Raw genomic sequence first — 24,722 nt, 5'->3', positions numbered from 1 at the left:
CATCTATTAATACAAAAGAACATCCGGTTAAACCAGAACGTCATGCTGAGCTTGTCGAAGCATCTCTACCGCAGAAGTAAATAATTACTCTTCGCGGTAGAGATGCTTCGACAAGCTCAGCATGACGTTCAAAGTTCGTCGGCCAAGCCGTATCGCCTACCCTTTATAAAACATCCACTTGCCCAATTCCTTGTACGTCACCTTCTTGCCATACATCAGAATGCCCACGCGGTAGATGCGGGCCGCCACCCATACCGTGCCGATAAAGCCCAGGATGAGCAGGAAGATGGACAGCGCCAACTGCCACATCGGCACACCAAATGGCAGGCGGATGACCATGGCAATGGGCGAAGTAAGCGGGAACATCGACATCCAGAAAGCCACCGGGCCGTCGGGGTTGCGCAGAATGACCGACACGCCTACGATGTAACTCAGAATGAGCGGCATCGTGATGGGAAACATGAACTGCTGGGTGTCGGTCTGGTCGTCCACGGCCGCGCCCACGGCCCCAAACAGCGCCCCGTACAGCAGGTAGCCGCCCAGGAAGTAGATGATGAAGCCGAACAGAATGGTGCCCACGGGCAGGCTCCCCAGTGCACTGAACATGCCGCCCGCGCGATTGGCCGGATTCATGGTTGCTGCGGAGCCGCTCATCGCCTTGTCCATTTTCGCGCTGCTGGATTGCGGAGCATCGGCCGAAGCGGGGGCGGCCGCCGGAGCCTTGGTGACCATTTCAGTTTTGGGCTTGTCATCTACCAGCATGGGGGTGAGCACCGCGCCGACGCCGTACGAGAGAATCCCCCACAGCAGAAACTGGGTGAGGCCCACGGCCGCAATGCCCACAATTTTGCCCATCATCAAATCAAACGGCTTCACCGACGACAGCATCACCTCCATGATGCGGCTCGACTTCTCCTCCCCCACCCCACGCATAATCTGCACGCCGTAGATGAAAATGAACAGATAAATGGCCAGCGCCAGCCCGTAAGCAGTGAGCGAGGTAGCCTTCGCGTTGCTATCGGCTTCTTTACCAGATTCATCAAGGCTAATGGCTTTTAGCTCCACTTCCGAGCGCAACCGGTCGAGTTTTTCCTGCGAAATGCCCGACTTCTCCATTTTCAAATCGGAGAAGACTTTATTCAAAGCATCTTCTACTGCCCCTTGCTTTTTCAGGCTGATGTTGCCTTTGCCGAAGAACTGCACGCCTTCGGGCTTCTCCACGTCGAGGCCGGCGGGCAGCACCAGCAGGCCGTCGTGCTTGGCTTTCTGGAAGCCTTTTTTGGCCTCGGCCAGCGTGCCGGTGGCCTGCACGAAGCGCAGCTGCGGCGTGCTGGCCAAACGGCTGGCCACGTTCAGGCCGGATTCGTCGCGCACTTCCACCACGTCGGTGGTGTCGTTGTCGGAGCTGGCCACTTTGGCAATGATGAAGCCGAAGGCCGCCAGCAGCAGCGGCACGGCCAGCGTGAGCACAATAAAGGCCTTTTTGCGCACCCGCGTGAGGTATTCGCGCTGGGCAATGAGGAAAAATTTGGAAGCCATGATGAGGTATTATGGTCGATTGCAGAAAAAAAGAACGTCATGCAGAGCGCAGCGAAGCATCTCGCGTGTGGTAGTAATTTCAACCAAAATATTTACCATTGCACGCGAGATGCTTCGCTGCGCTCTGCATGACCGGCAGATGTCAGCCTGACAGACGTTTAGCTAGGCAGTTTCTTCCACCAGCGTTTCGGGCATGGTTTCGCGCACGCGCCGGATGAAAATCTCGTTGATGCTCGGGATTTTTTCGCGGAAGGCTTCCACCTCCACCGCTCCGATAAGGTAGCGCAGCAGGTCGTTGGGGCGCACGCCGGCGTGCAGCTGCACCCGGGCGTAGAAGTGGCCGTTTTCGCGCTCCTTCTGCTCCACCACCTCAAAATCGGGGTGTACCAGGATGAGCTTGCCCTTGCCTTCCACCTCATAGGTGTTGGTTTTGAACTGGTCCCGAATCAGACCAATGGGCCCGTCGAGCACCTTGCGCGAGCGGTTGATGAGGGCGATGTTGTCGCACATCTCCTCCACCGATTCCATGCGGTGCGTCGAGAAAATGATGGTAGCCCCCTGCTTGCGCAGCTCCAGAATCTCGTCCTTAATCAGGTTGGCATTGATGGGGTCGAACCCCGAAAACGGCTCGTCCAGGATAATCAGCTTGGGGTCGTGCAGCACGGTGGCAATGAACTGCACCTTCTGCTGCATGCCCTTGCTGAGGTCTTCCACGTTTTTGCCAGCCCATTCCTTTATCTCAAAGCGGTTCAGCCAGCTTTTGATGCGCGCCGTGGCATCGCTGCGGCTCAGGCCGCGCAGCTGGGCCAGGTAAAGCAGCTGCTCGCCCACTTTCATCTTTTTATAGAGCCCCCGCTCCTCGGGCAGGTAGCCGATTTCGGCGATATGACCGGGGTTCAGCCGCTCGCCGCGGAAGCGGATTTCGCCCTCGTCGGCCCCCGTAATCTGGGTGATGATGCGGATGAGCGAGGTTTTGCCCGCGCCGTTGGGCCCGAGCAGGCCGAAGATGCTGCCCTCGGGAATTTCCAGGCTCACGCCCGAGAGGGCGACGTGGTTGGCGTAGGCCTTGCGCACGTCGATGGCTTCCAGAATTGGTTTCACAGAAAGAAGGGTTGGTTGGCGGGTTAAATGTAGAAGAATGTCGCTCGGCAAATGTATCAAGCGCCGCCTTCGCGCGCCAGCGGCCGGGTGCCAGGCGGCAACAAACGGCCCCCAAACGGCGAATAAGCCGGATGAATGGGGCGGCGGCCGTCAGCGGGCCGCCACTGGTTCCGGCTCGGCCAGCTCGGCCAGGCTGGCTTCGAGCCGGTCGAGGTGCTGGCCGTAGAGGCGCTGCAGGTACTTCCGCGTCAGGCTGGCCACCGGCAGGTAGAGCAGCGCTGGCAGCACGACGACCAGGCCCAGCACCAGCGCCATACCAAACCCGGAAGTGAGCCTGATTTCGTGCTTCGAGGTCGAAACCACCATCAGCACGTTCAGCAGCCCGCCCACCGGCAGCATGGCCAGCGTGAAGCGGTAATAGAAGCGGATGAGCGCCCGCAGGCCCCCGTCGAGGCGCAGCAGGTGGGCGCGCAGGTCGGCGGCGGGGTCGTCCAGGCGGCGCAGCAAATGCAGCTTCCGGTACAAATACACGATACACACGGCCCCAATAGCGGCCAGCACCCCGCCGGCGGCCTGTAGCCAGAACACCCGGGCCGAGCCGGCCACGGCCAGGGCCCCCACGAGTATCGCGATATTCGCCCCCAGCTCCCACCGGGCGCTCCGGCGCAGCTTGGCAATAATGCCATCGGATTGCCGGGCCAGCAGGCGCGTCAGCGCGGCGGCATCGAGCGGGGCGGGCGCATCGGCCGGGGCCGGTTGCTGCCACTGGCGGCGGAGGTCATCGAGTTCTAGCATCGGGCGGCGGGGACTAAAAGGGCGCGGAGCTTTTCCTGCACGCGGTGCATTTTCACGCGCACGTTGTTTTGGGTAATGCCCAGAATGTCGGCCATTTCCTCATAGGGCCGGTCTTCGAGGTAAAGTAGAATAAATGCCTTGTCGACCTCCGACAGCCGGCCAATGGCCCGGTAGAGCTGGGCGCGGTCGTCGGCATCGTAGCCGGTTTCCGGGGCCTGGGCCACGGCCAGCGCCTCGGCATCCAGCTCGGTGGGGGCCGGGCGGCGGGTGCGCTGGCGCAGGTTCGAGATGGCCACGTTCAGGGCAATGCGGTAGAGCCAGGTGCTGAGCTTGGCATTGGCCTGGGGCACGTAGCGCGGCCAGGCCCGCCACAACTGCAGCACCATTTCCTGGAACAAGTCCTGGCGGTCGTCGGCATCCTGGCAGTAGAGCCGGGCTACGCGCCGCAGCAGCGGCTGGTACTCGTGCAGCGCGGCAACAAAATCAGCAGACGGGGTGGCGGCGGCCATGCGGGGGTAAGAGTGTTTCAGGGAGTGAATCGGCGGCGGCGGTGCGGCATTACAGCCATCCATGAAAATTTCCGCAATAACTGCAATCGCCTGTCATGCTGAACGCAGTGAAGCACCTTATCACGCTGGAACAAATCGTTCGGACGTGATAAGGTGCTTCACTGCGTTCAGCATGACAGATGCAAAAAAGCCCCGCCTGACCAATGGCCAGACGGGGCTTTTCAAAATTTTCTAATCAAAAATTATGCGAAATACTCCTTCACTTTCTCGAAGAAGCCCTTCTCATTCTTACCGGGGTGCGGCGTGAAGTTGTCCGAGTCGCGCAGTTTCTCCAGCAGCTCACGCTCCTGGTTGCTCACGTTTTTGGGCGTCCATACATTCAGGTGGATGAGTTGGTCGCCGCGGCCGTAGCCGTTCAGGTCCTTAATGCCCTTGCCGCGCAGGCGCAGGATTTTGCCGGGCTGGGTGCCGGGGTCCACCTTAATTTTCACCTTGCCCTCGATGGTGGGCACCTCCAAGCTCGCGCCGAGGGCGGCATCCACGAATGAGATGTACTGCTCGAACATGATGTTGTTGCCGTCGCGCTTCAGGAACTCGTGCGGCTCCTCCTCAATCTGGATGAGCAGGTCGCCGGGCACGCCGCCGCGCTCGGGGAAGTTGCCTTTGCCGTTCATGCTCAGCTGCATGTCGTTGGCCACGCCGGCGGGGATGTTGATGGGAATTACTTCCTCGTGCAGCTGGCGGCCTTCGCCTTTGCACACGTCGCAGGTTGTCACAATGGTTTTGCCCTCGCCGTTGCAGGTGGGGCAGGTGCTGCTGCTCACCATCTGGCCGAGCATGGTGTTCACCACGCGCTTGGTCTGGCCCTGGCCCTGGCAGGTGGGGCAGGTTTTGAGGTCGGTGCCGTTTTTGGCGCCGGTGCCGCTGCACGGCTGGCAGGCCACGTAGCGCTTCACCTTGATTTTCTTCTCGACGCCGTTGGCAATTTCCTCCAAGTCGAGCTTCAGCTTGATGCGCAGGTTCGAGCCCTTTTTCTGGCGCCGCCCGCCGCCCTGGCGTCCGCCTCCGAAGAAGCCCTCGAAGCCCCCGCCCCCGCCCCCGCCGAAAATATCGCCGAACTGCGAGAAGATGTCCTCCATGTTCTGCGGGCCGCCGCCGTTGCCGCCGCCCACGCCCTGATGGCCGTACCGGTCGTAGCGCGCGCGTTTGTCGGCATTGCTGAGTACTTCGTAAGCCTCGGCCGCTTCTTTGAATTTGTCCTCGGCCGTGGGGTCGTCGGGGTTTTTATCGGGGTGGTACTTGATGGCCATCTTGCGGTAAGCCGACTTGATAACGTCGCCTTCCGCCGTTTTGGTAATGCCTAATACCTCGTAATAATCGCGCTTCGTAGCCATCTCTGCTTCTGTATGAATCGTCTGTCATCCTGAGCGTAGCGAAGGACCTTATCACGCCTATGGCAGTCATTACTGCAAGTCGTGCCGTTGTAGGAAGGTCCTTCGCTACGCTCAGGATGACAGATTTTTTAATTTCTTCAACCTCAAACCAAACCCTAAAATTATTGCCCCAGCACCACTTTGGCGTGGCGAATTACCTTGTCGCCCAAATAGTAGCCTTGCTCCACCACGTCCACGATTTTTCCTTTCAGGTCGTCGCTGGGCGCGGGAATCTGGGTAATGGCCTCGTGCAGCTCGGCATCGAAGTCGCCGCCCTTGGCTTCCATCTGGGTCAAACCCTTTTGCTGGAGCGTTTTGTTCAGCTTGTTCTGAATAATGTCGATGCTCTCGCGCACGGCGTTGGCATCGGTGGTGCTGGCGGTGGCGTTGCGGGCGCGCTCGAAGTCGTCGAGCACGGGCAGCAGGGCCGTCATAAGCTCCTGGTTGGCGGTTTTGAAGAGGTCGATGCGCTCCTTGCTGGTGCGGCGCTTGTAGTTCTCAAACTCGGCGGCCAGGCGCAGGTATTTGTCTTTGAGGTCGGCCAGCTCGGCGTCGGTGCGCGAGGCAGCGGGCTGGGGGGCGCCGGTGGCCGTCATGTTCGGGTCGGTGGTTTCGCCGTCGGCGTTGTCGGCCATTTCGCCAGCTACGTGGTTGGGGTCGGCGGTCAGGTTGTCGTCCTGCGGCAGGTTATTCTCGTTAGCCATTTGCGGAAATATTCGTCGGAAGGGGTTTTTCACGGGGTTAGCCGGTTAGTCAAGCTGCGGGCGCAATTCACTTGCCAAAGGGGCGCGGGCTGCCATAGTGGCATTGGTTACATTTGACTATCAGACAACCAAATTTGAAAACTGCTATGAATTTTGAAGACCTTTCCAAACAATTTTTCCAAACCTTTTCACGCGTCGAATATTCCTTGAAGGCTAGTGGCTTCCACAACGGAGAAGGCAGGGCTGAACCTAATTGGCTAAAATTTGCTGATGCTGTAGAATCAATTATCGAACATCCCAACAGCCCGTCTTTAAGTGAAGCCATCAATTATATATTGACAAATCCGCCTAAAAGTCAATTTATTAGAGATGAGCAAATCCGTTGGGAGGACAGTAACCCAGGCCAGAACACAAAGTCAAAGGAGCTTTTCATTTATCTCACAAGGGTTAGAAACAACCTTTTTCACGGTGGGAAAGTGAATGGACAAATCTTCCCAGCCGATAGAAGAGAAAAGCTATTGCGCTACAGCATATTAATTTTAGAAAGCTGCATTCATCATTTGCCCGAAGTGAGGGAAGTATTCCATGCATGAGTAATCCCTACTCATGCAGTACTTTCCAAATCATATTCTTCAACAAATGAATTTTTCTTTTCGCGGGGCCGAAAATGAATACCCTGGGCACCTCCGACGGCAGCGCCTGCCGAATCTAACGCGCTAAGCAGGCCATTCTCCGTCGCCTTCCTCTTCGCCAAGGCCCTGCCGTTTGACTGGCGCAGCGTCGCGGCGGGTTTCTTCCAGCGCCTTCCAAATCATATCTTTCAGCGGCATGATGTTCTTGTTCGTGAGGCTGGAAATGAAGATGGCGGGCACTTCAGCCGGCAGCGTAGCGCGGATTTCAGCCTCCAGCTCCTCGTCAATCATGTCGGACTTGGTGATGGCCAACAGGCGCTTTTTGTCCAGCAGGTCGGGGTTGAACTGCTCCAGCTCGCCGATTAGCACGTCGTATTCGGCGTTGATGTCGGGCGAGTCGCAGCTTATCATGAAGAGCAGCATGGAGTTGCGCTCAATGTGGCGCAGGAAGCGCGTGCCCAGGCCTTTGCCCTCGGCCGCGCCCTCAATGATGCCGGGAATGTCGGCCATCACGAAGGATTTGTAGTCGCGGTAGGCCACCACGCCCAGGTTGGGCACGAGGGTGGTGAAGGCGTAGTCGGCAATCTTGGGCTTGGCCGCGCTCACCACCGACAGCAGCGTGCTCTTGCCCGCGTTGGGGAAGCCCACGAGGCCCACGTCGGCCAGCAGTTTGAGCTCCAGGATGATGATGGCCTCAATGGCCGGCTCGCCGGGCTGCGCGTACTGCGGGGCCTGGTTGATGGAATTCTTGAAATGGTCGTTGCCCCAGCCGCCGCGCCCGCCGGGCACGAGGATGAGCCGCTGGCCGTGCTCCGTGATTTCCAGAATCTGGGTGCCGTCAGGGTCGCGGGCCACGGTGCCGAGGGGCACCTGCAGCACAATGTCTTCGCCCTGGGCGCCGGAGCGCAGGTTTTCGCCCCCGCCCTCGCCATCTTTGGCGAATACGTGCTTCTGATACTGCAGGTGTAGCAGCGTCCAGAGCTGCGAGTTGCCTTCGAGGATGATGTGGCCGCCGCGGCCGCCGTCGCCGCCATCGGGGCCGCCGTTGGGCAGGCCCTTGGCTCGGAAGAAGTGGTGCGAGCCCGCGCCGCCCTTGCCCGAGCGGCAGATGAGTTTGACGTAGTCGATGAAGTTATTGGATGCCACGGGAATTGGGGTATTGAGGTAAAAAAACGGTCATCCTGAGCGTAGCGAAGGACCTTATCACGGTCAGACGATTTGCAGTAACGCTAAACCGTGCAAGCGTGATAAGGTCCTTCGCTACGCTCAGGATGACAGTCGTATTAAAAACTGACAGTCTTGTTAAAGGCGTAAAGTTACGCTTTTACTTCTTTGGTGGCTTCGGCCGGGGTTTCGGGCACGGCGGCCTGGTGCTGGTCAATCAGCCCGCAGATTTGGCCGAAAATGCCATCAATCGGGCCGATGCCGTTGAGGGCGTGGAATTTCTTCTGGGCGGCGTAGTAGCCGGCCACCTGGGCGGTTTCGGTGTTGTACACCGTCACGCGGCGGCGGATTTTGGTTTCGTCCTGGTCGTCGGGCCGGTTGCTGGTTTTGCCGCGCTCCAGCAGGCGCTTCACCAGCTCTTCTTCCTGCACTTCGAGCGCAATCATGCAGCCGATGTGGGTGTTGTGCTCAGCCATGAGGCGGTCAAGGCTTTCGGCCTGGGCCACGGTGCGAGGGAAGCCATCGAAGATGAAGCCGCCCGCCTGGGGGTTGTTTTCCAAGGCGCTGCCAATCATGCCAATCACCACGGCGTCGGGCACGAGCAGGCCTTCGTCCATCAGCTTTTTGGCAGTCAGGCCCAGCTCGGTGCCTTCGGCAATCTGGGCGCGCAGCAGGTCGCCGGTGCTCAGGTGCACGAGGTTGTAGTGGGCAATGAGTTTCTGGCTCTGGGTTCCTTTGCCGGCGCCGGGGGGGCCGAACAGCACGATATTCAACATGAACGAGGAGAGTTGCGCGGAGGCAGTTGGGGAGGTGGGGTTGGGCAAGTTACTCAATCGGGGCAGAATTGTTGCTACACGGCCACGTACACATCGGGCAGGTTGCGGCCCAGCCCGTCGTAGTCGAGGCCGTAGCCCACCACGAAATCATTGGGGATTTCCTTGGCCACGTAGCGGATAGACAGTTCGTGGCGCAAGCTTTCGGGCTTGAAAAACAGCGTGGCAATTTCCACCGAAGCGGGGCCCTTGCTTTGCAGCGTGGGCAGCAGGTGGTGCATGGTGGTGCCGGTGTCCACAATGTCTTCGACGAGGATAATGTGGCGGCCCTGCACTTCTTCGCGCAGGCCCAGCACTTCCTGCACCACGCCGGTGCTGCCCGTGCCCTCGTAGGAGGCCACGCGGATGAACACAATCTCGCACTCGCCCCGGTAGCGCTTCAGCAAATCGGAGGCAAACATGAAGCCGCCCGTGAGCACTACCACGAACAGCGGCCGGCGCCCGGCATAGTCGGCGCTCAGGCGGGCCGCCAGCCCGTCCACCGCCTCATCCAATTGATTAGCCGATAGATACGGCCGGAATTCTTTGTTGTGGATGGTAACGTTGGCGTGGGCCATGCGGCGCGAGGGGTTGGAATGAGGGTGCAAAGCTACGGCCGGAATCGTCTGAACCGCAGATTTGACGGATGAAACGGATTGAACGGATTCGACTGCCCGCTGCCTTTCTGAACTCGTACCATGCCAACAAAAAGGCCACTGCTTATAAAGCAGCGGCCTTTTTGTTTCTCAGGACAGTCCGAATCCGTTTAATCTGTTCAATCCGTTTAATCTGCGGTTCAGACTACTTCACCAGCACCGTGTAGATGAAGTGCGCGGCCGCCGGAGCGACCTCGGCGAAGGCGTAGCGCACGTGCGGACGAACCGCTACTTCCACCCGGTCCTTTTCCAACTGCACCGGGGCCATGCCGCGCTCACCGTCTTTGGCAGCAATGTGGGGCGCAATGACCAGCGACACGATACTCATCAGCTTGATGAGGATGTTCATGCTCGGGCCGGAGGTGTCTTTGAACGGGTCGCCCACGGTGTCACCCGTCACCGAAGCTTTGTGGGCGTCGGAGCCTTTGTATTCCATCTTGCCGTTCACCATCACGCCTTTCTCGAAAGACTTTTTGGCGTTGTCCCAGGCGCCGCCGGCGTTGCTCTGGAACATGGCCATGAGCACACCGCTCACCGTGACGCCGGCCAACAGACCGCCTAGCACGTGCGGGCCAAACAGAAAGCCCACGATAATGGGCGAAAGCAGGGCAATGGCACCCGGCGCAATCATCTTCTTAATAGCGGCCTCGGTGCTGATGGCCACGCACTTCTCGTACTCGGGCTTGCCGGTGCCTTCCATAATGCCCGGAATCTCGCGGAACTGCCGACGCACTTCCTGCACCATGGCCATGGCCGCCTCCCCTACTGCCTTGATGGCCAGCGCCGAGAAGATGAACGGAATCATGGCCCCCACAAACAGCCCGGCCAGCACTTCGGCGTTCGAAATATCGATGGTATCGATGTGGGCCGTGCCCATGAAGGCGGCAAACAGAGCCAGCGAAGTGAGGGCGGCCGAGGCGATGGCGAAGCCCTTGCCGGTGGCGGCAGTGGTGTTGCCCACGGCATCGAGAATGTCGGTGCGCTCGCGCACTTCCTTGGGCAGCTCGCACATCTCGGCGATGCCGCCAGCGTTATCGGCAATGGGGCCGAAGGCGTCGATGGCCAGCTGCATGGCGGTGGTAGCCATCATGCCGGCGGCCGCAATGGCCACGCCGTAGAGGCCGGCGGCCTTGAAGCTGAGCACAATACCAGCCGCCAGCACCAGAATGGGCAGTACCGTCGATTCCATGCCCACGGCCAGACCGCCGATGACGGTGGTGGCGTGGCCGGTGCTGCTTTGCTGCACAATGCTCATCACCGGGCGCTTACCCATGGCGGTGTAATACTCCGTGATGATGCTCATCAGCGTGCCCACAATCAGGCCCACCACCACGGCATAGAACACGTGCAGGGCATCGAAGCTGATGCTGCGAATGGTGAAGGTGCCCGAAGGCAAAATCCACATAATGAGGAAGTACGAAGCCACTGCCGATACAATCACCGAGATGTAATTACCCAGGTTGAGCGCGCTTTGCACGTTGCCGCCTTCCTTCACCCGTACGCAGAGGATGCCGACGAGCGAGGCGATGATGCCCATGCCCGCAATAGCCATCGGCAGGAAAATGGGCGAGAGACCGCCGAACTGGTCGCCGGTCACGGTTACTTCGCGACCTAGTACCATGGTAGCCAAAATAGTAGCCACGTAAGAGCCGAATAAGTCGGCGCCCATGCCGGCCACGTCGCCCACGTTGTCGCCCACGTTATCGGCGATGGTGGCGGGGTTGCGGGGGTCGTCTTCCGGGATGCCGGCTTCGACTTTGCCTACGAGGTCGGCCCCCACGTCGGCCGCTTTGGTATAGATGCCGCCGCCCACGCGGGCAAACAGGGCAATGCTTTCAGCCCCGAGCGAGAAGCCGGTGAGGACTTCGAGGGCTTTTTCCATTTCGGTGCCGTTGGCGAGGCCGCTGGGCACGAACATTTTATAAAACACAATGAACAGCGAGCCCAGCCCGAGCACGGCCAGGCCGGCTACGCCCATGCCCATTACCGAGCCACCCGAAAACGACACGTTGAGCGCGGTGCTGAGGCTGGTTTTGGCGGCCTGCGCGGTGCGCACGTTGGCCTTGGTGGCAATCTTCATCCCGATGAATCCGGCCAGGGCCGAGAACACCGCGCCAATGATGAAGGCAATGACGATGACGGGGCTGGAGTTGCCGCTGGTGCTGCCCAGGTAGAATAGGAAGGCCCCGGCGATGAGCCCAAACAGGGCCAGTACCTTGTATTCGGCCTTGAGAAAGGCAATGGCGCCGTCGGCAATAAAGCCGGCAATGGTCGTCATGCGGGCATCGCCGGCGTCCTGCCGCGTCACCCAGCCGGCGCGCAACCAGGTGTAGAGCAAGGCAAAAATGCCCAACGCGGGCACTGCGTAGAGGTAATTCGTCATAAAAGGTGAATGGGTGGGGAAAAGTGAGTTAGGCGGTTTTCGGTGCGCAAAATAGGGGAAATTGGACCGAATCCAATTTTATCTGTTTTAGCGTCCGCCGTTTCAACTTTTTCTTGCCCGCTCAGCCTCATTTACCCAGAACAACAGGCAGTTTGGCAAATTGTCGCTGCCCCTTGCGCGCCCGTTGGCTTACAGCTCGCGCATCAGCACCCGATAAAGAGCGAGCATGCTGTCGATGTCGCGTTTGTCCACCAGCTCGTCGGGCGAGTGCACGTGGTCTTCGGGCGCGCCAATGAAGCACCAGTCCCAGGGCGCGGCGGCGTGCTGCAGCTCTTTGGCATCGGAGCCGCCGCTGCCTTCTACTTCGAGCTGGTGCGGCACGCCCGAGGCGGCGGCAATGGCCCGAATGCGGTCGACGTAGCTGCGACGCGGAATGAGCGAGTCGCGCAGCGAAATGGCGCAGCCCTGGCCCGCGTGTACGCCTTCGGTCACCCAGGTAATGTCGGAGATGAGGGCCTGGCGCACGCCGTAGGTGTCGTAAATGTATTTGGCTAGGTAGGCCACCGAGCCGCCGCCGTGCTCTTCCCAGCACGAGAAGGCGATGATGCCGTGCTCCAGGGTTTCGCAAAGGCGCAGGGCGTTCCACACGCCGAGGCGGTTGTCGAGGTAACAGCTCTGCACGGTGGTTTCGGTTTCGCGGAAGTCGCAGTAGAAGGTAAGCTCCGTGCCGCGGTCGATTTCGCGGTGGAACGCGTAGCCTAGTTCGCCCGTTTCTTCGTCTATGGTCAGCGTGCAGTCTATTTCCCCTTGCGAATCGTGCCCCACCAAGCGGTAGCCAGCCTCAGCCTGCGGCCCGCCAATGCGCACCAGCTGCCGTCCGTAGCGCACGGTGAAGCCGATGCTGTCGAGGTGGGCAAACACGGCCGTTCGCGGCTGCCCAAACACCAGCAACAGGCAGTCCTGAAACCGTTCGTCGGCAATAATCTGGGGCTGGTACCGCCAGTTACCTTGGTGCTGGCGCACGTAGTCGAGCACGAAACGGGACAAGGGAGCTTCGTTGCCGGCTGGGGCCGCGATGCGGCAAAGCGAATGCAGCAATTGCATATGAAAAGGAATTTACGCCCAAAGCTAGGCCAAAGTCCGTACTTTAGCAGACCTGTTTGCTTTGGCCGAATTCTGCCCGAGCCCCACCTTGGGCCCGCCTTCGACTTTCTATCTATGTTGCGTTCGCTGTTTTGTATCTGTTGGGGCCTGCTCCTGCTGCCACACTTGGCCAGGGCCCAGAAGCCCGATACAATTCGCACTCCTCCGGCGATGAAGACGGTGGCCCTCGACACTGTGGGCGTGCTGCCCTCGGCCATCGATACCAAGGGCTGGCTGCTGCTGGACAAAGACATTCAGCTGGAGCTCGACGGGGCAGTGCACAACATCTACAATTTCAAGTATGAGCGGGCCGAAAAGCAGTTCCGCTCCTTGCGGCGGCGCTACCCCAACCACCCCATGCCTTACTTCCTGCTGGGCCTGAGCACGTGGTGGAAAATCATGCCCACCAACTTCCAGACCGAGCAATACGACAAGACCTTCTTCGCCTACATGGACACGGCGGCGACCAAAGCGCAGAAGCTCTACGATGCCGACAACAACAACTACGAAGCCAGCTTCTTCCTCTCGGCCGCCTATGGCTTCGACGCCCGCCTGCACGCCGAGCGCCATGACTGGCGCAAAGCCACGGTGGGCGCCCGCCGTTCCCTCAACTTCCTCAAGAAAAGCCAGGAAGCCAACGGCCTGAGCCCTGAATTTCAGTTCGGACAGGCGTTATTCAACTACTACGCCGTTTGGATTCCGGACAACTACCCGTTGCTGAAACCAGTGTTGCTATTTTTCCCGAAGGGCGACAAAAAGTTGGGCATGCAACAGCTGCGTAGTGTGGCCAACAACGGCTTCTACACCGCCACCGAAGCGCGGGTGTTCCTCATGCGCATTCTCAAGAATGAGGAAAATAACGCCGAGGAAGCCATTCCGGTGGCGCGCTACCTGGCCAGCACCTTTCCCGACAACGGTTACTTCCAGCGCTTTTACGCCTTATTGGCCTACGACCAGGGCGAATTTGCCGACTGCGAGCGGGTAAGCCGGGAAATTCTCGATAAGATTAACAAAGGCATGCCGGGCTACGAAGGCATCAGCGGACGCTACGCCAGCTATTTCCTGGGCTACCTGATGCAGAACCGTTACCGCGACATGGCCAAGGCCAAGGACTACTACCAGCGGTGCATCGTGTTTTCGGAAAGCACCGGCGACACTTCCGGCGGTTTTTATTTGTTCGCCAACGTAAACCTGGCCCGCCTGGCCGTGAAGGAAAAAGATGTTACGGCGGCCAAACGCTACTACGCCGTGATAGCCGACAAGGCCGACCACAAATCGGAGCAGTACAAAGAAGCCAAAGGGTGGCTTAAGAAGAACGGCAAGAGTTAGATTATTATGGAGATATCCGACTTTTTTATCACGCCAATCTATTTGGCGATATTTTATATTATCGCTTTCGCGGTAAGGTCATCTGTCACGAACCAATTTACCAAGCCTTATTTTATTCCGGCGCTCACGCTGAAGTTTATCGGGGCCATCAGCCTGGGGCTTATTTATCAATTTTACTACAACGGCGGTGACACCTTCAACTACTACCGCCACGCCACTATCATCCACGAGGCCTTCGGTAAATCTTTTTCGACCGGTTTTCAGCTGTTGCTCGACAACGGCAGTGGCAATACTCCCGAAACAGCTCCCTACGTCGCCCGTATGTTCTGGCACCAGACCAATTCCACGGAGTTTTTGGTATCCCGCATTGCAGCATTTTTCGGCCTTCTGTGCTTCAATACCTACACGGTGATAGCGTTGTTTTTTGCTATTGTCAGCTTTAGCGGGGTTTGGGCCATGTTTATTGCTTTTGCCAAAATTAGGCCGCACGTTTATAAACAGTTGGGCTGGACGATGTTTTACGTGCCATCCATGTTTTTCTGGGGGTCGGGGCTGCTAAAAGACTCCTTGTGCCTGGGGGCTCTGGGCTGGCTTTTTTACGCCATGTATCGGGGTATTATTCAGCGGCAAGCGCTAATTAAATGCTTGACAATTGGCGCATTGGCCGTTTATGCGCTACTATCTATCAAAGTTTATATTCTGCTGTGCTTCCTGCCCGCGGCACTGGTGTGGATATTTAACGAAACCAACGACCGCATCAAAAGCAAGCTATTACGATTAGTTGCCCGTCCGTTGTTTCTAAGCGTGGGAGCCATTGTTGCGTTCTACGCGGCTACCAACCTGACCAAAGGCGACGATAAGTACGACATGGACAAAATTGGGGAACGCAGCAAGATTACCGCCGACTACCTCTACCAGCAAAGCATGAAGCAGGAAGGCGCCGGATATTCCCTGGGTGAGCTCGATGGCAGCCTCGGCAGCATGGTGAAGCTGGCGCCTCAGGCTATTGGAACCGCCATCTACCGGCCCTTCATCTGGGAGGCACACAACCCGGTGATGTTCCTATCGGCACTGGAAGCAGGATTTTTTCTGCTTTTCACGTTGCGCATTTTCTGGCGCACGGGTCTTTTCCGTACGTTCGGCGTCATCGGCAGCAACCCGATTCTACTCCTGTGCTTTGTATTTGCGCTGGTATTTGCGGCTTCGGTCGGCATCACGAGTTCCAACTTCGGCACGCTGGTGCGCTACAAAATCCCGATGATTCCCTTCTACCTCGGCGGGTTATATATTCTCCAGGACATGGCCACGCGCCAGGCAGCTGGCCCCGTTGGGCGGCCCGCTGCCCGGCTGCGGCCACAGGTGGCAGCATAGCCTGCTACTGGAACAGCGCCAGAAAGTTGGCGGTGTTCGATACAACTGAATAGCGGGCCTCGATAGTGGCTCGGGCCGCCTGGCCCAAACGTTGGCGCAAGCCGGCATCGGCGAGTAGCTGCCGCAGGCTGGCTTCCCACTCGGCGGGTGTGGCGCACACGAAGCCGTTGTAGCCGTGCTGCACCACTTCAGTGTTCATGCCTACCGGCGACACCAGTGCTGGCACACCCAATGCCATGTATTGCAGGGCTTTAAAGGCGCACTTACCCTTGGCCCAAGGGTCGTCTTCCAGCGGCATCAGCCCCACGTGGAAGCCCAGCAGGTCGGCAATTTCAGTCTCTTTGCGCCACGGCAAAAAAACCAGGGAACGCAGCGGAAACTGGGGCGGCTGATTGGAAATAACGCGAAACTCAAAGTCCAGCCCCTCGGCCTCCAGCTTGGCCAGCACGGGCACCACCTGGTCGAGGTACTTGAGGGTGGAGTGCGTGCCCGTCCAGCCGATGATGAGGCGGCCGGGCGCGGCCTGGTCGCGCACCCGGTTGTGCAGATGCACCGTGTCGATGGTGGTCGGGTTGACCACGGCCGCGGGATTGAACTGTCGGGCGTAAGACGCTAGGTAGGCATTGCCACAGCTGTTTTTATAAGCCCAGGCACAGATGTCGGCCACTTTGTGGTGCCACTTCACGCCGGCTGCTATTTTATTGGCTTCGGAGGTATTGGCCAGCCAAATGGCGTCATCAAAATCGTAAATAATTTTTTTCCCCAGCAGCTTGCTGATTATCCATTCAAACACGGGTGGGCCGATGGGGGCCGCCTCCCGGTGAATGAAAATGAAATCGAAAGTCGGCACCGAAAACAGCAGCGCAAAACGGCGCAGAAACCCCAGCAAAATGCCACTGGCCTTGAGCAAGGTGTGGCCCGGCTTGTAGAGAATGTCCCAGGTAGCCACCGAAATAAACGGCGCCACTTCGTAGCGGTGTCCGGTCGCGGCGAGCACGTCGAAATACTGCTCAAAGCGAAATCTTTGCGACGGTGCCCGGCCGGGAGGATAGGGAACAATGAACAGAATACGCATAAAATGAAGGCAATAGGCCAGCGCCGTGGCTAGCTGGCAGAAACTGATGCTAGGCCGGGTTAAAATAGAAATCCAACACCGCCTCGATGACCCGTTGCTGGTCGTGTTCGGCTAGCTCGTAGAACAACGGCAGCCGGACCAGCCGCTCGCCGTAGTAGTCGGCCCAGGGCAGCGTCCGGCCGTCGTGCTTGGCGGCATAGTAGGCGCTCCGGTGCAGGGGCAGGTAATGGAAAACGGCCCATACCTGCCGGGCTTTCAGGTGGGCCAGCAGCGCGGTGCGCTCGGCTAGGCTGCGGCAGATGAGGTAGAAGAGGTGGCCGTTGTTGGTGGCGTAGTCGGGCACCACGGGGAGGCCAATGCCCTGCACGGCCAGCGGGGCCAGCGCGTGGTAGTAGCGCTGCCACACGGCCCGGCGCACGCGCTGGATGTCGTCCATCTGCTCGAGCTGGGCCCACAAATAGGCAGCAATGATGTCGGAGGGCAAAAAAGACGACCCGACGTCGACCCAGCCGTATTTGTCCACCTCGCCGCGATGGAAGGCCGAGCGGGTGGTTCCCTTTTCCCGGATGACTTCGGCCCGCGCATCGTATCGCCCCTCGTTGATGACGAGCATGCCGCCCTCACCGGAAATAATGTTCTTGGTTTCGTGAAACGAGAAAGTGGCCATATTGCCCAGGCTACCCAGCGGCCGGCCCCGGTGGTAGCTGTCGATGGCGTGCGCGGCGTCTTCTATCACGGCCAGGCCGTGGCGGTCCGCTACCTGCTGAATGGCATCCATGTCGCAGGCGATGCCCGCGTAGTGCACCGGCACAATAGCCCGGGTGCGCGGCGTCACGAGTTGCTCCAAATCGGCGGCGCTCATGTTGGGGTTGAGCGCGGTGCTGTCGGCAAAAACGATGGTGGCCCCGCGCAGCACGAAGGCATTGGCCGTGCTTACGAACGTAAACGAGGGCATGATTATCTCGTCGCCGGGCTGCACGTCTAGCAACAGGGCGGCCATTTCCAGCGCGTCGGTGCACGAGGTGGTGAGCAACACCTTGCGAAACCCCAACTGTTCCTCAAAGAAGCGGTGCACGCGCTGCGTGAACATGCCATCCCCGGAAATTTTGCCGGAACGTACCGCTTCTTCAATGTAGCGGGACTCGTTGCCGGAAAAATAAGGTTTATTAAAGGGAATCAGGTCACTCATCGGGCCCGCAAAGATACGCCGCGCAACAGCCTACTCGGGCTGCCGCCAGAGATGAAACACGTACTCGCGCCGGGCCAGTCGGAAACCGCAGTGCTCGTAAAAAAGCTGCGCGACTCGGTTGGCCTGCTGCGTCACCACTTGCAGCACCTCCCGCTCCTGTCGGTGCGCCTCTTGCTGCGCCACTTGCACCAGCCCCTGCCCAATGCGCTGGTGCCGGGCGGCCGGGCTCACGGCCAATAACTCGATGCTGGCGTGGCCCTCGCGGGTGCCGAGCGTAAGCAGCCCCAACGGCGTGCCCTGCCGCACGGCAGCCCAGGCTCCGCCGCTGGCCAGCGCCTGGCTCAGCCATTCGGTATAAAGCTGGTCGCAGGCCTGGTCGGAGATGTTCGCATCGCGCCGAAAGCGGGAATGCTGGCTGCTCTGCTGGGCAAGCTGGTTGAGCACAGCCGAAGGCTGGGTCACCAGTAGATAATCGATGCCGGGCGGCGGCGTCACTTCGCTGGGCGCAGCCACGTCGGCCAGCGAAGTGCGGTAAGTCATTCGCACGTCGGCCAGCCACGCCCCGGTGGCTTGCGCGCTGGCAACGGCGGTTTCGGCGGCGGCATCGACCACCAGATACAGCAGTTGCAGGCCCAGGGACTGGCTATTGGCCACCGCTGCGGCCACCTGCTGCGGGGTGTGGGCGGTGGCGCGCCCCACGGGGTAGCCCAGCCACGCGCTGTCCCAGGCAAGCCGCTCGACCCGTGCGTTATTTCTCATGGCCAGCGGCTTAGGGCAGCAGTTGGTCGTATGCTTCCTGCACGCGCGTGAGGCTGCGGTGGCGCACGGCCAGCTCGTGAATGCGGGCGCGGTAGCCGGGCTCGTGCATCAGCGCCGCGAGGCGGGCCAGGGCGGCGAGCACGCTGCCCGGCTGCATGAGGTCGAACACGGCCCCGCCGCGCTCGGCTTCGATGATGGCTGAGTCGTCGCCCACGCCGGGCGTTACCAGCACGGGCAGGCCACTGGCCCAGTATTCGCCAATCTTGATGGCCGAACAAAACAACCGGCACGGCGCCGGCCGAATGGGCGAAAACGCGAAGTCGGCCGCCGAGAGGTAATCGGGCACTTCGGCGTGCGGGGCTTTGGTCACGAAAGCCTGCTCTGGGCCCAGGCCCACGGCTTGCAGCTTGCGGCGCACGTCGGCTTCGGCATTAGGCGTGAGCACGATGAGCCGGAAAGTAGGCCCGAAATGGTCGGCCGCAGCGCGGAAAAGCGCGAAAGCTTCCTGGTCGTAGTAGATGTCGCCAAACTTGCCCACGTAAATGCCCACCACCGCCGTAGCTGGGTAGCCCAGCCTCTGGCGCACCCGCTGGGCCGCCACGGCATCGAAAGCAAATGCCTGAGCATCAACCGAGCAGGGCACCGTCACGATGCGCTGGGCCGGTACGCCTTCGCTGATGAGCTGCTGCCGGTAGTTTTCGGCCACGGGCATCAGGCCCTGGGCCAGCTGCTTCTGGCGCTTTTCCCAATGCCGCTGAAATAAGTAGCGCGGGTCGTAGGCACGCCACACCCCCGATTCGCGCATGTAGGCGGCGTGGGGCTCAAAGGATTCCACGTAGAAGGGCAGCTTGGTTTTCTGCCACACCAGGTAAGCCAAGGCACCGGCCGGCGCTCCCCGGGCCAGAATGAAGTCGGGCTTAAACTCGGCCACCTGCCGGATAAGCTCCTGCGGGAAACGCGTGAAATCCTCAATTTTATTGAGAATCACGTTGCGGCCCGGCCGGGAACGCAAGGGCTCAAAGGAGATTTTATCGGCCTCAAACCCCGGGGCAAAAGACAGGTCGGCCTGGGCGTCGGGGCCGCGCTCAATGGTCACGAGGCGCACGGCCTGCACGTCGGCGCGGTTTTGCAACACGCGCAGGTGCGGGAAAACGGTCGAAGTGGTCAAGCCGTCGTGCAGGCCCCAATAACTCAAAAACAGAATGCGCATAGCAGCGGTAACAACGAGCGGAAAGAAATAAGTCGGCGGCGGGGCCGGGCTTAGGCGCGCAGCTTTTTCAGGCTTTGCACCACGCCTTCGCCCACCAGGCAGCGGGCCAGCAGCAGGGCCGCGGTGCGGGCGGGCAAGTAGGGCGCGGCCTTGCGGGCATAGCCCCAGGCCTGGCCGCGGTGGTGGTCGGCGTAGGCATGAATGGCGCAGAGGTAGTACACGCGCCCCGTGAGCGTGCGGCGCTGCTCCGGCGTGAGCGTCACCCGACGCAGCATCCACTCCAGGGCCAGTTCGAGGCGCCGCACCAGCGCCGAGTTATCGGACCGCATCGAGCGCTGGTCGTGGTCGTTCATGGTGAGCGTCACGGCATCGACGAGATACACCCGGTCCTGTTGCGTGTTTTCCAGCATGAACATCCAGTCCTCCACGGCGGCGTAGCGGCGGTCCTCCTCGAAGAGGTGCAGGCCCGGATTCTGGCGCCGGATGCAGATGTTGCAGGCCAGGGCATTGCCGCGCACAAAGGTTTCGAGTCCGTACCAGCCCTCGGCCAGGGCCGCCGTGTCGCTGGGCGCGATGACGCCGCCGCGGTCAAAATAGTACTTCGTGGCAATGAAGTTGGGCTGCTTCAGTTCCTGAATTTTGGCGTGCAGGGTAGCCAGATGCTCGGGATGAAACCGGTCGTCAGAATCCAGAAACAGTACGTATTCGCCCGCGGCGCGGGCAAAACCGTAGTTGCGGGCCGCGCCGCGCTCGGCATTTTCCTTGGGGAAGTAGCGCAGGCGCGCATCGGTGGCGTAGCGCTGCACCACGTCGGCGGTATTGTCCTGGCTGCCATCGTCCACCACCAAAATTTCCAGGTGCGGGTACGTTTGGCCCAGCACCGACTGCAGCGTCAGGCCGATAAGGTCGGCGCGGTTGTAGGTGGGGATGACAATGCTGAAAAACGGAGCGGCCATGGAGCGGAATGAATTGATAATCGGAGGAAGCAACCGGCGCGGTTGCTAGTCGACCACCACGCCCATGCTGGCATACACTTGTTTGAAGCTCGCAATCCACTGCAGCCAGTTGGCGTAGGTGCAGCGGGGGTCGTTGGCTTCGTCGAACACGAACTTCAGCGCCGCCGGGTCGAAGTCGCGCGGGTAGTTCTGCATGGCGTCAAACCGTCCGCGCAGCCACGCCTGGTTGAGGTGGTGGTTGGCCGCGATAACGTCGAAGTCGACGCCCTTAAACATGTTGGTGGCCGACGAAATAAACGAGGTTTGGGTGAGCTCGACTTCGGACTTGGCGAAGCGCGAGAGGCGCTGCCGCGTCCAGCGCAGGGCCCGGGCCAGTTGGTGCACTTCATCGGCCTGCTGCTGGCCGGCTTGCCATAGGTTCAGCCAGTAATCTTTGCTAAAAACAGCCGAGGCGACCGAATACAGACTATAGAATGGGAGTTGGAAGTAGATGCCCTCTTTGGCCAGGCCCAGCCGGTGCAGCACCGAATGCAGCTTGAACCGGTTGAGCAGCAACGTGCGCAGCCACCACTCGGGGCCGGCCGGCAGCGACAGCTCGTATTCCTGCAAGCCATTGCCGCGCACCCCCATATTGGCCTGGAACGTGTTGATGTTGCCGCCCCAGTAAAATTTGGTCATCACCACCTGGCGCGCCTGCATGTAGTCGGCCATCTCGGTGAGGCTAACGGGCTGGGTCATCCAGATATCGTCTTCCAGCAAACAGAAAAAGGGCGTGGCCTCCTCCACGCCCGCAATCCAGAGCTTGGTCGGGATGCTGCGCAGCGAAAACTTGGGGCCGCCCGCCGCGTGGGCCTCCAGCTGCGCCACTTTGGCGTCGTATAGCTCGGAGCGCTCGATTTTTACCTGCGGGTACCGGCGCGTTATTTCGGCCAGATAGGCCGGCGGGGTGCCATCGTCAAGCACCGTGATGGTGAAATTACCCGTCACGTGCTCGTAAATGCTGCGCAGGCAACGGTCCAAGTAATAAGGACGGTTGAAGGATTTGACGAGGATGGAAACGGCAGTCGACATGGTGAATAATTCGGCCCGGCCGCAGCAGCCCCGGCGGGCAATGACAAACGAATAGCGGAGCGCATCAGCACCCGCGCAAAAATAGCAACGCCCGAGGCGAGCAGGCAGCCTAGGGCCGCACCGTCACGGCCAGAAACTTAGGGAACAGCGGCGTCAGCCCCCAGCGCGACAGCTTCACCAGCAGCAGCGTGGCCCCAATGAGCAGCAGCGTGCGCAGGGCAATGCGCACGACAGGCAGCTTCAGCAGGTAGAGCACATGCAAATCGACGGCAAACGTGGAGAGCAAGCTGCCCACGCCAAACAGGAGCAGCGTCAGGTCGAGGTTGTGCGTCGATACGCCGATGCCCAGGCCGGCCGCCCGCACCACCAGCAGCAATATGTTGGCGTACAGGTAGTAGTTCTGACGCTCCATGATGGTGTAGATGCCCGACGTGCCCAGCGACAGCAGCTTGAACAGCGAGTAGAACCCCAGGTAGCTGGTGAAGACACCCGCCATTTCCCATTTGGTCCCGAAAACAAAGCGGAAAAGCACGTCCCCATACACCGTCACAATGCTGAACGGCACCACCCCAATGTAGAGCAGCTTGTAGTAGAGACTAAGCGTGATATTGGGCAGCCGCTCAGGGGCCTCGCGGTAGGTTTCGGCCGCCTTTTGCATGTACACCGGCGCAATGGCACCCCCCAGCACGTTGATGGGCATTTCGAGCAGGCTCATCGAGAATGAGTACAACCCAACCGCTTCGGTCCCGAATACCGGGGCCAGCAGGAAGATGGGCAGCTGTGTGGAGGCGATATAGATGTACGCCGCCGGCATGTACACAATGGGGAAATCGCGGTACCGGTAAGCCACCAGCCACAGCCGCCGCCACGAAAAGGCCCGCAAAATGCTCCGGAACTCGTGCCGAATGCTGCCCAACGCCAGCGCGATGGTGGCCGAAATGCGGTTGAAAAAATCCGCCAACAGCAAGCCGACCACGTTGCCCTGCACCAGCAAGCCGTAGCCAATGGTGAAGCCCCGCGTGGCCAGATTGGTCGCAATTTCTACGCCTACCCGCTTGCCAAACTGCTTGTCCCGCATGTACCAGGTGCTGAGAACCCCGTTCAAATTGAACATCAGCAGCATCAGCGGCAACGTGTAAAACCAGTTTCCCAGCCCTTCAACGTGCAGTTTTTTGATGACCCAAGGCCCCACTATGCCCAGCCCGATGGTCAGCATGATGCAGCTCGACACGGTAATCAGCAGCGTGAGCTGCACCAGGCTCAGAAAATGCGTCCGGCGCCGCGGCAGCAGAAATGCGCCCGAATACGAAAGCGTAGTCAACAGGTTCAGGTTGCTAACCAGCGCATTATACACGGCAAACTGTCCGTAGGCAATCGGCGCATAAATGCGCGACACCACCGGCGTGAGCAGGATGCCGATAATAGTGCTCAGCGTAGAGCCGGATAGGGTAATGGCTAAGTTGCGAGTAAACGAGCCTTTTTGCTGAAGCGCACTTAAATTACTTTTAAATACGCTGGTGAGTCGTTTAATCATAAATCATTTTTATTGACCTGATATAATTCGCAATTGATAACAGGCCATTCGCCATCAACAATTCGATACCACCCCAATTCGGGAACGGCAAGCAACACAACTATGACTTTAACTCAATTAAATCGAGCAGTTCGGAAAACGACTCGGCGTAGGCCTTTCGCGTATGGTGCGTGCTGGCGTATTGGTACACGCTCCGCGAACGGGCGTCTAGCTCCTCATCGGACAGCGCTACCAATTCTTGCACCGCCTGCACGGTTTGCGCAATAATTTCTTCGGGCTCGTCCGATTTGATAACGGTCGCCAATTCTTCGCGCACTGTGCTGGCTTCCGTCACGATGGGTATCAGGCCAAAGTGCGCCAGCTGCACCACCGCGCCGCCACCGCCCTCGCTGCTCGACAAATACACCGTACCAATGCACTGTTTGGCCAAATCAAAAAACTTCTGGCTCCCAACATCCACCCAGCCCAGATAAACCAAATTGCTATGTTTGGCAAACATAGGCTTTAGCCAAGACCACAGCCGCTCCTCCTGCTCCAGATGCCCACCGATGTAGAGCGTTAGCTCCGGCATCCGCGCAAAGGCTTCCACCACCAAGTCAAGGCCTTTGAGTAGCAGGCCATTGCTTCCCAGCCAAACAAACTTCTTTCGGGCCGAAGCAATGTCCTTGGCATGATATTCCGGCTCGTAAACAGCCGAAATATTCAACCGATGTTTCTGAAGAGGCTGCTGGAAAAGCCTGAGTTGAAAGTCGGTTCCCATGTAAGTCATATAATCGGCTATTTCATTCGAATAATTCGGAATGGTTTGCCGGGCAGGACTTATGTATAGCTTATTTCTTGCCTGAAAATCGCGAATTCGATGAATTTCTGCCATATTCTGAAAGAGCCAGTAATTGCTGGTCGCATAAAATACTTTAACCGTATTCCTGCGGGCACTATCGGGCATTGTAATCAGGTTGTTGCCCTCATCAATCACCAAGTCGTACTTGCTCCAGTCTATCGGCGCTTTGCTGTGCACATGATGATAATCAACCACATAGCCCCGCTCATTTAGCTGCCGGACCATCTCGGCCGACTCCCAGTACATAGAATGCTCGTTCAGCACCGGGCATTGCATCACGTCGCCAGCTATGTAATAAGGAATGGAGTAAATACTGTATTTAATGAAAGCATACTTTTTTTTGCCTTTAATATTATCTGCTCCAATGTTCGCAATTTCACCACCGGGCACTCGGTACAGGCGGTCGGCTATGCTGATTAGTCCTTTGGATAAGCGGTAGCGAGCACCTTGAATAGTTGGCATAAGGAAACGACGATTTTGAATAAATTCTCCTGTTGAAAGGCTTGTGCGAAACAC

22 protein-coding genes are annotated in these 24,722 nt (G+C 59.2%); 3 read left to right on the top strand and 19 right to left on the bottom strand.

Features of this window, described 5'->3' with window-relative positions; translation table 11 throughout:
- Window positions 1–156 precede the first annotated feature (156 nt).
- From Q5H92_RS10365 to Q5H92_RS10340, 6 genes are all read right to left on the bottom strand, one after another.
- Entirely contained in the window at window positions 157–1,539 is a 1,383-nt protein-coding gene (locus Q5H92_RS10365; protein ID WP_305011444.1) for an ABC transporter permease, read from the bottom strand.
- Between the two features lie 162 nt (window positions 1,540–1,701).
- The gene (locus Q5H92_RS10360; protein ID WP_305011443.1) at window positions 1,702–2,640 is read right to left on the bottom strand and encodes an ABC transporter ATP-binding protein; all 939 of its coding nucleotides are present in this window, start codon (window positions 2,638–2,640) and stop codon (window positions 1,702–1,704) included.
- 150 nt (window positions 2,641–2,790) lie between these two features.
- Window positions 2,791–3,435 (bottom strand): hypothetical protein, encoded by a 645-nt coding sequence (locus tag Q5H92_RS10355; RefSeq protein WP_305011442.1) that lies wholly within the window; start codon window positions 3,433–3,435, stop codon window positions 2,791–2,793.
- Window positions 3,429–3,944, bottom strand: a complete 516-nt coding sequence (locus tag Q5H92_RS10350; RefSeq protein WP_305011441.1) for an RNA polymerase sigma factor — start codon at window positions 3,942–3,944, stop codon at window positions 3,429–3,431. Before Q5H92_RS10350 ends, Q5H92_RS10355 begins: the two co-directional genes overlap by 7 nt.
- Window positions 3,945–4,186: 242 nt before the next feature.
- Window positions 4,187–5,338, bottom strand: coding sequence for a molecular chaperone DnaJ (gene dnaJ / locus Q5H92_RS10345; protein ID WP_305011440.1), 1,152 nt, complete (start codon window positions 5,336–5,338; stop codon window positions 4,187–4,189).
- A 161-nt stretch (window positions 5,339–5,499) separates the two neighbouring features.
- Window positions 5,500–6,081, bottom strand: a complete 582-nt coding sequence (locus Q5H92_RS10340) for a nucleotide exchange factor GrpE (RefSeq protein WP_305011439.1) — start codon at window positions 6,079–6,081, stop codon at window positions 5,500–5,502.
- A 146-nt stretch (window positions 6,082–6,227) separates the two neighbouring features.
- Between Q5H92_RS10340 and Q5H92_RS10335 the strand changes: the two genes are divergently transcribed.
- A complete protein-coding gene (locus tag Q5H92_RS10335; RefSeq protein ID WP_305011438.1) occupies window positions 6,228–6,674 on the top strand; it encodes a hypothetical protein in 447 nt (148 codons plus the stop codon).
- Window positions 6,675–6,797: 123 nt separating this feature from the next.
- Here the strand turns inward: Q5H92_RS10335 and obgE are convergent, their stop codons facing one another.
- From obgE to Q5H92_RS10310, 5 genes are all read right to left on the bottom strand, one after another.
- Complete coding sequence (gene obgE / locus Q5H92_RS10330; protein ID WP_305011437.1) at window positions 6,798–7,859, bottom strand: GTPase ObgE; 1,062 nt, start codon at window positions 7,857–7,859, stop codon at window positions 6,798–6,800.
- 170 nt (window positions 7,860–8,029) lie between these two features.
- The gene (locus Q5H92_RS10325) at window positions 8,030–8,653 is read right to left on the bottom strand and encodes an adenylate kinase (protein ID WP_305011490.1); all 624 of its coding nucleotides are present in this window, start codon (window positions 8,651–8,653) and stop codon (window positions 8,030–8,032) included.
- 74 nt (window positions 8,654–8,727) lie between these two features.
- On the bottom strand, window positions 8,728–9,297 hold the full coding sequence (locus Q5H92_RS10320) for a phosphoribosyltransferase (protein WP_369811133.1): 570 nt from the start codon (window positions 9,295–9,297) through the stop codon (window positions 8,728–8,730).
- Between the two features lie 193 nt (window positions 9,298–9,490).
- Complete coding sequence (locus Q5H92_RS10315) at window positions 9,491–11,728, bottom strand: sodium-translocating pyrophosphatase (protein ID WP_305011436.1); 2,238 nt, start codon at window positions 11,726–11,728, stop codon at window positions 9,491–9,493.
- A gap of 189 nt (window positions 11,729–11,917) precedes the next feature.
- The gene (locus Q5H92_RS10310; protein WP_305011435.1) at window positions 11,918–12,832 is read right to left on the bottom strand and encodes a M20/M25/M40 family metallo-hydrolase; all 915 of its coding nucleotides are present in this window, start codon (window positions 12,830–12,832) and stop codon (window positions 11,918–11,920) included.
- Between the two features lie 210 nt (window positions 12,833–13,042).
- Between Q5H92_RS10310 and Q5H92_RS10305 the strand changes: the two genes are divergently transcribed.
- Together Q5H92_RS10305 and Q5H92_RS10300 are read left to right on the top strand one after the other, a co-directional pair.
- On the top strand, window positions 13,043–14,200 hold the full coding sequence (locus tag Q5H92_RS10305; RefSeq protein ID WP_305011434.1) for a tetratricopeptide repeat protein: 1,158 nt from the start codon (window positions 13,043–13,045) through the stop codon (window positions 14,198–14,200).
- A 6-nt stretch (window positions 14,201–14,206) separates the two neighbouring features.
- Entirely contained in the window at window positions 14,207–15,571 is a 1,365-nt protein-coding gene (locus Q5H92_RS10300) for a hypothetical protein (RefSeq protein ID WP_305011433.1), read from the top strand.
- 4 nt (window positions 15,572–15,575) lie between these two features.
- Here Q5H92_RS10300 and Q5H92_RS10295 read toward each other — a convergent pair whose 3' ends face one another.
- The 8 genes from Q5H92_RS10295 to Q5H92_RS10260 all read right to left on the bottom strand — a co-directional run bounded on the left by Q5H92_RS10295 (window position 15,576) and on the right by Q5H92_RS10260 (window position 24,668).
- Window positions 15,576–16,646: a glycosyltransferase family 4 protein gene (locus tag Q5H92_RS10295; RefSeq protein ID WP_305011432.1), complete on the bottom strand. Its 1,071-nt coding sequence runs from the start codon at window positions 16,644–16,646 to the stop codon at window positions 15,576–15,578.
- A 49-nt stretch (window positions 16,647–16,695) separates the two neighbouring features.
- Window positions 16,696–17,835, bottom strand: coding sequence for a dTDP-4-amino-4,6-dideoxygalactose transaminase (rffA, locus tag Q5H92_RS10290; RefSeq protein ID WP_305011431.1), 1,140 nt, complete (start codon window positions 17,833–17,835; stop codon window positions 16,696–16,698).
- 30 nt (window positions 17,836–17,865) lie between these two features.
- Window positions 17,866–18,594: a GNAT family N-acetyltransferase gene (locus tag Q5H92_RS10285; protein ID WP_305011430.1), complete on the bottom strand. Its 729-nt coding sequence runs from the start codon at window positions 18,592–18,594 to the stop codon at window positions 17,866–17,868.
- Between the two features lie 10 nt (window positions 18,595–18,604).
- Window positions 18,605–19,804 carry a glycosyltransferase gene (locus tag Q5H92_RS10280; protein WP_305011429.1) on the bottom strand — a complete coding sequence of 400 codons (1,200 nt, stop codon included), beginning with the start codon at window positions 19,802–19,804 and terminating at the stop codon, window positions 18,605–18,607.
- A gap of 50 nt (window positions 19,805–19,854) precedes the next feature.
- The gene (locus tag Q5H92_RS10275; protein WP_305011428.1) at window positions 19,855–20,760 is read right to left on the bottom strand and encodes a glycosyltransferase family 2 protein; all 906 of its coding nucleotides are present in this window, start codon (window positions 20,758–20,760) and stop codon (window positions 19,855–19,857) included.
- Window positions 20,761–20,805: 45 nt separating this feature from the next.
- Complete coding sequence (locus Q5H92_RS10270) at window positions 20,806–21,831, bottom strand: glycosyltransferase family 2 protein (protein ID WP_305011427.1); 1,026 nt, start codon at window positions 21,829–21,831, stop codon at window positions 20,806–20,808.
- 109 nt (window positions 21,832–21,940) lie between these two features.
- On the bottom strand, window positions 21,941–23,365 hold the full coding sequence (locus Q5H92_RS10265) for a lipopolysaccharide biosynthesis protein (protein WP_305011426.1): 1,425 nt from the start codon (window positions 23,363–23,365) through the stop codon (window positions 21,941–21,943).
- 100 nt (window positions 23,366–23,465) lie between these two features.
- Window positions 23,466–24,668 (bottom strand): glycosyltransferase family protein, encoded by a 1,203-nt coding sequence (locus Q5H92_RS10260; RefSeq protein WP_305011425.1) that lies wholly within the window; start codon window positions 24,666–24,668, stop codon window positions 23,466–23,468.
- Window positions 24,669–24,722: the final 54 nt, after the last annotated feature.

It is taken from the genome of Hymenobacter mellowenesis (genome assembly GCF_030581005.1).
Taxonomy (GTDB): Bacteria; Bacteroidota; Bacteroidia; order Cytophagales; family Hymenobacteraceae; genus Hymenobacter; species Hymenobacter mellowenesis.
Note: the sequence above shows the minus strand (reverse complement) of the source record. Positions and strands in the feature narration are given on the sequence as shown.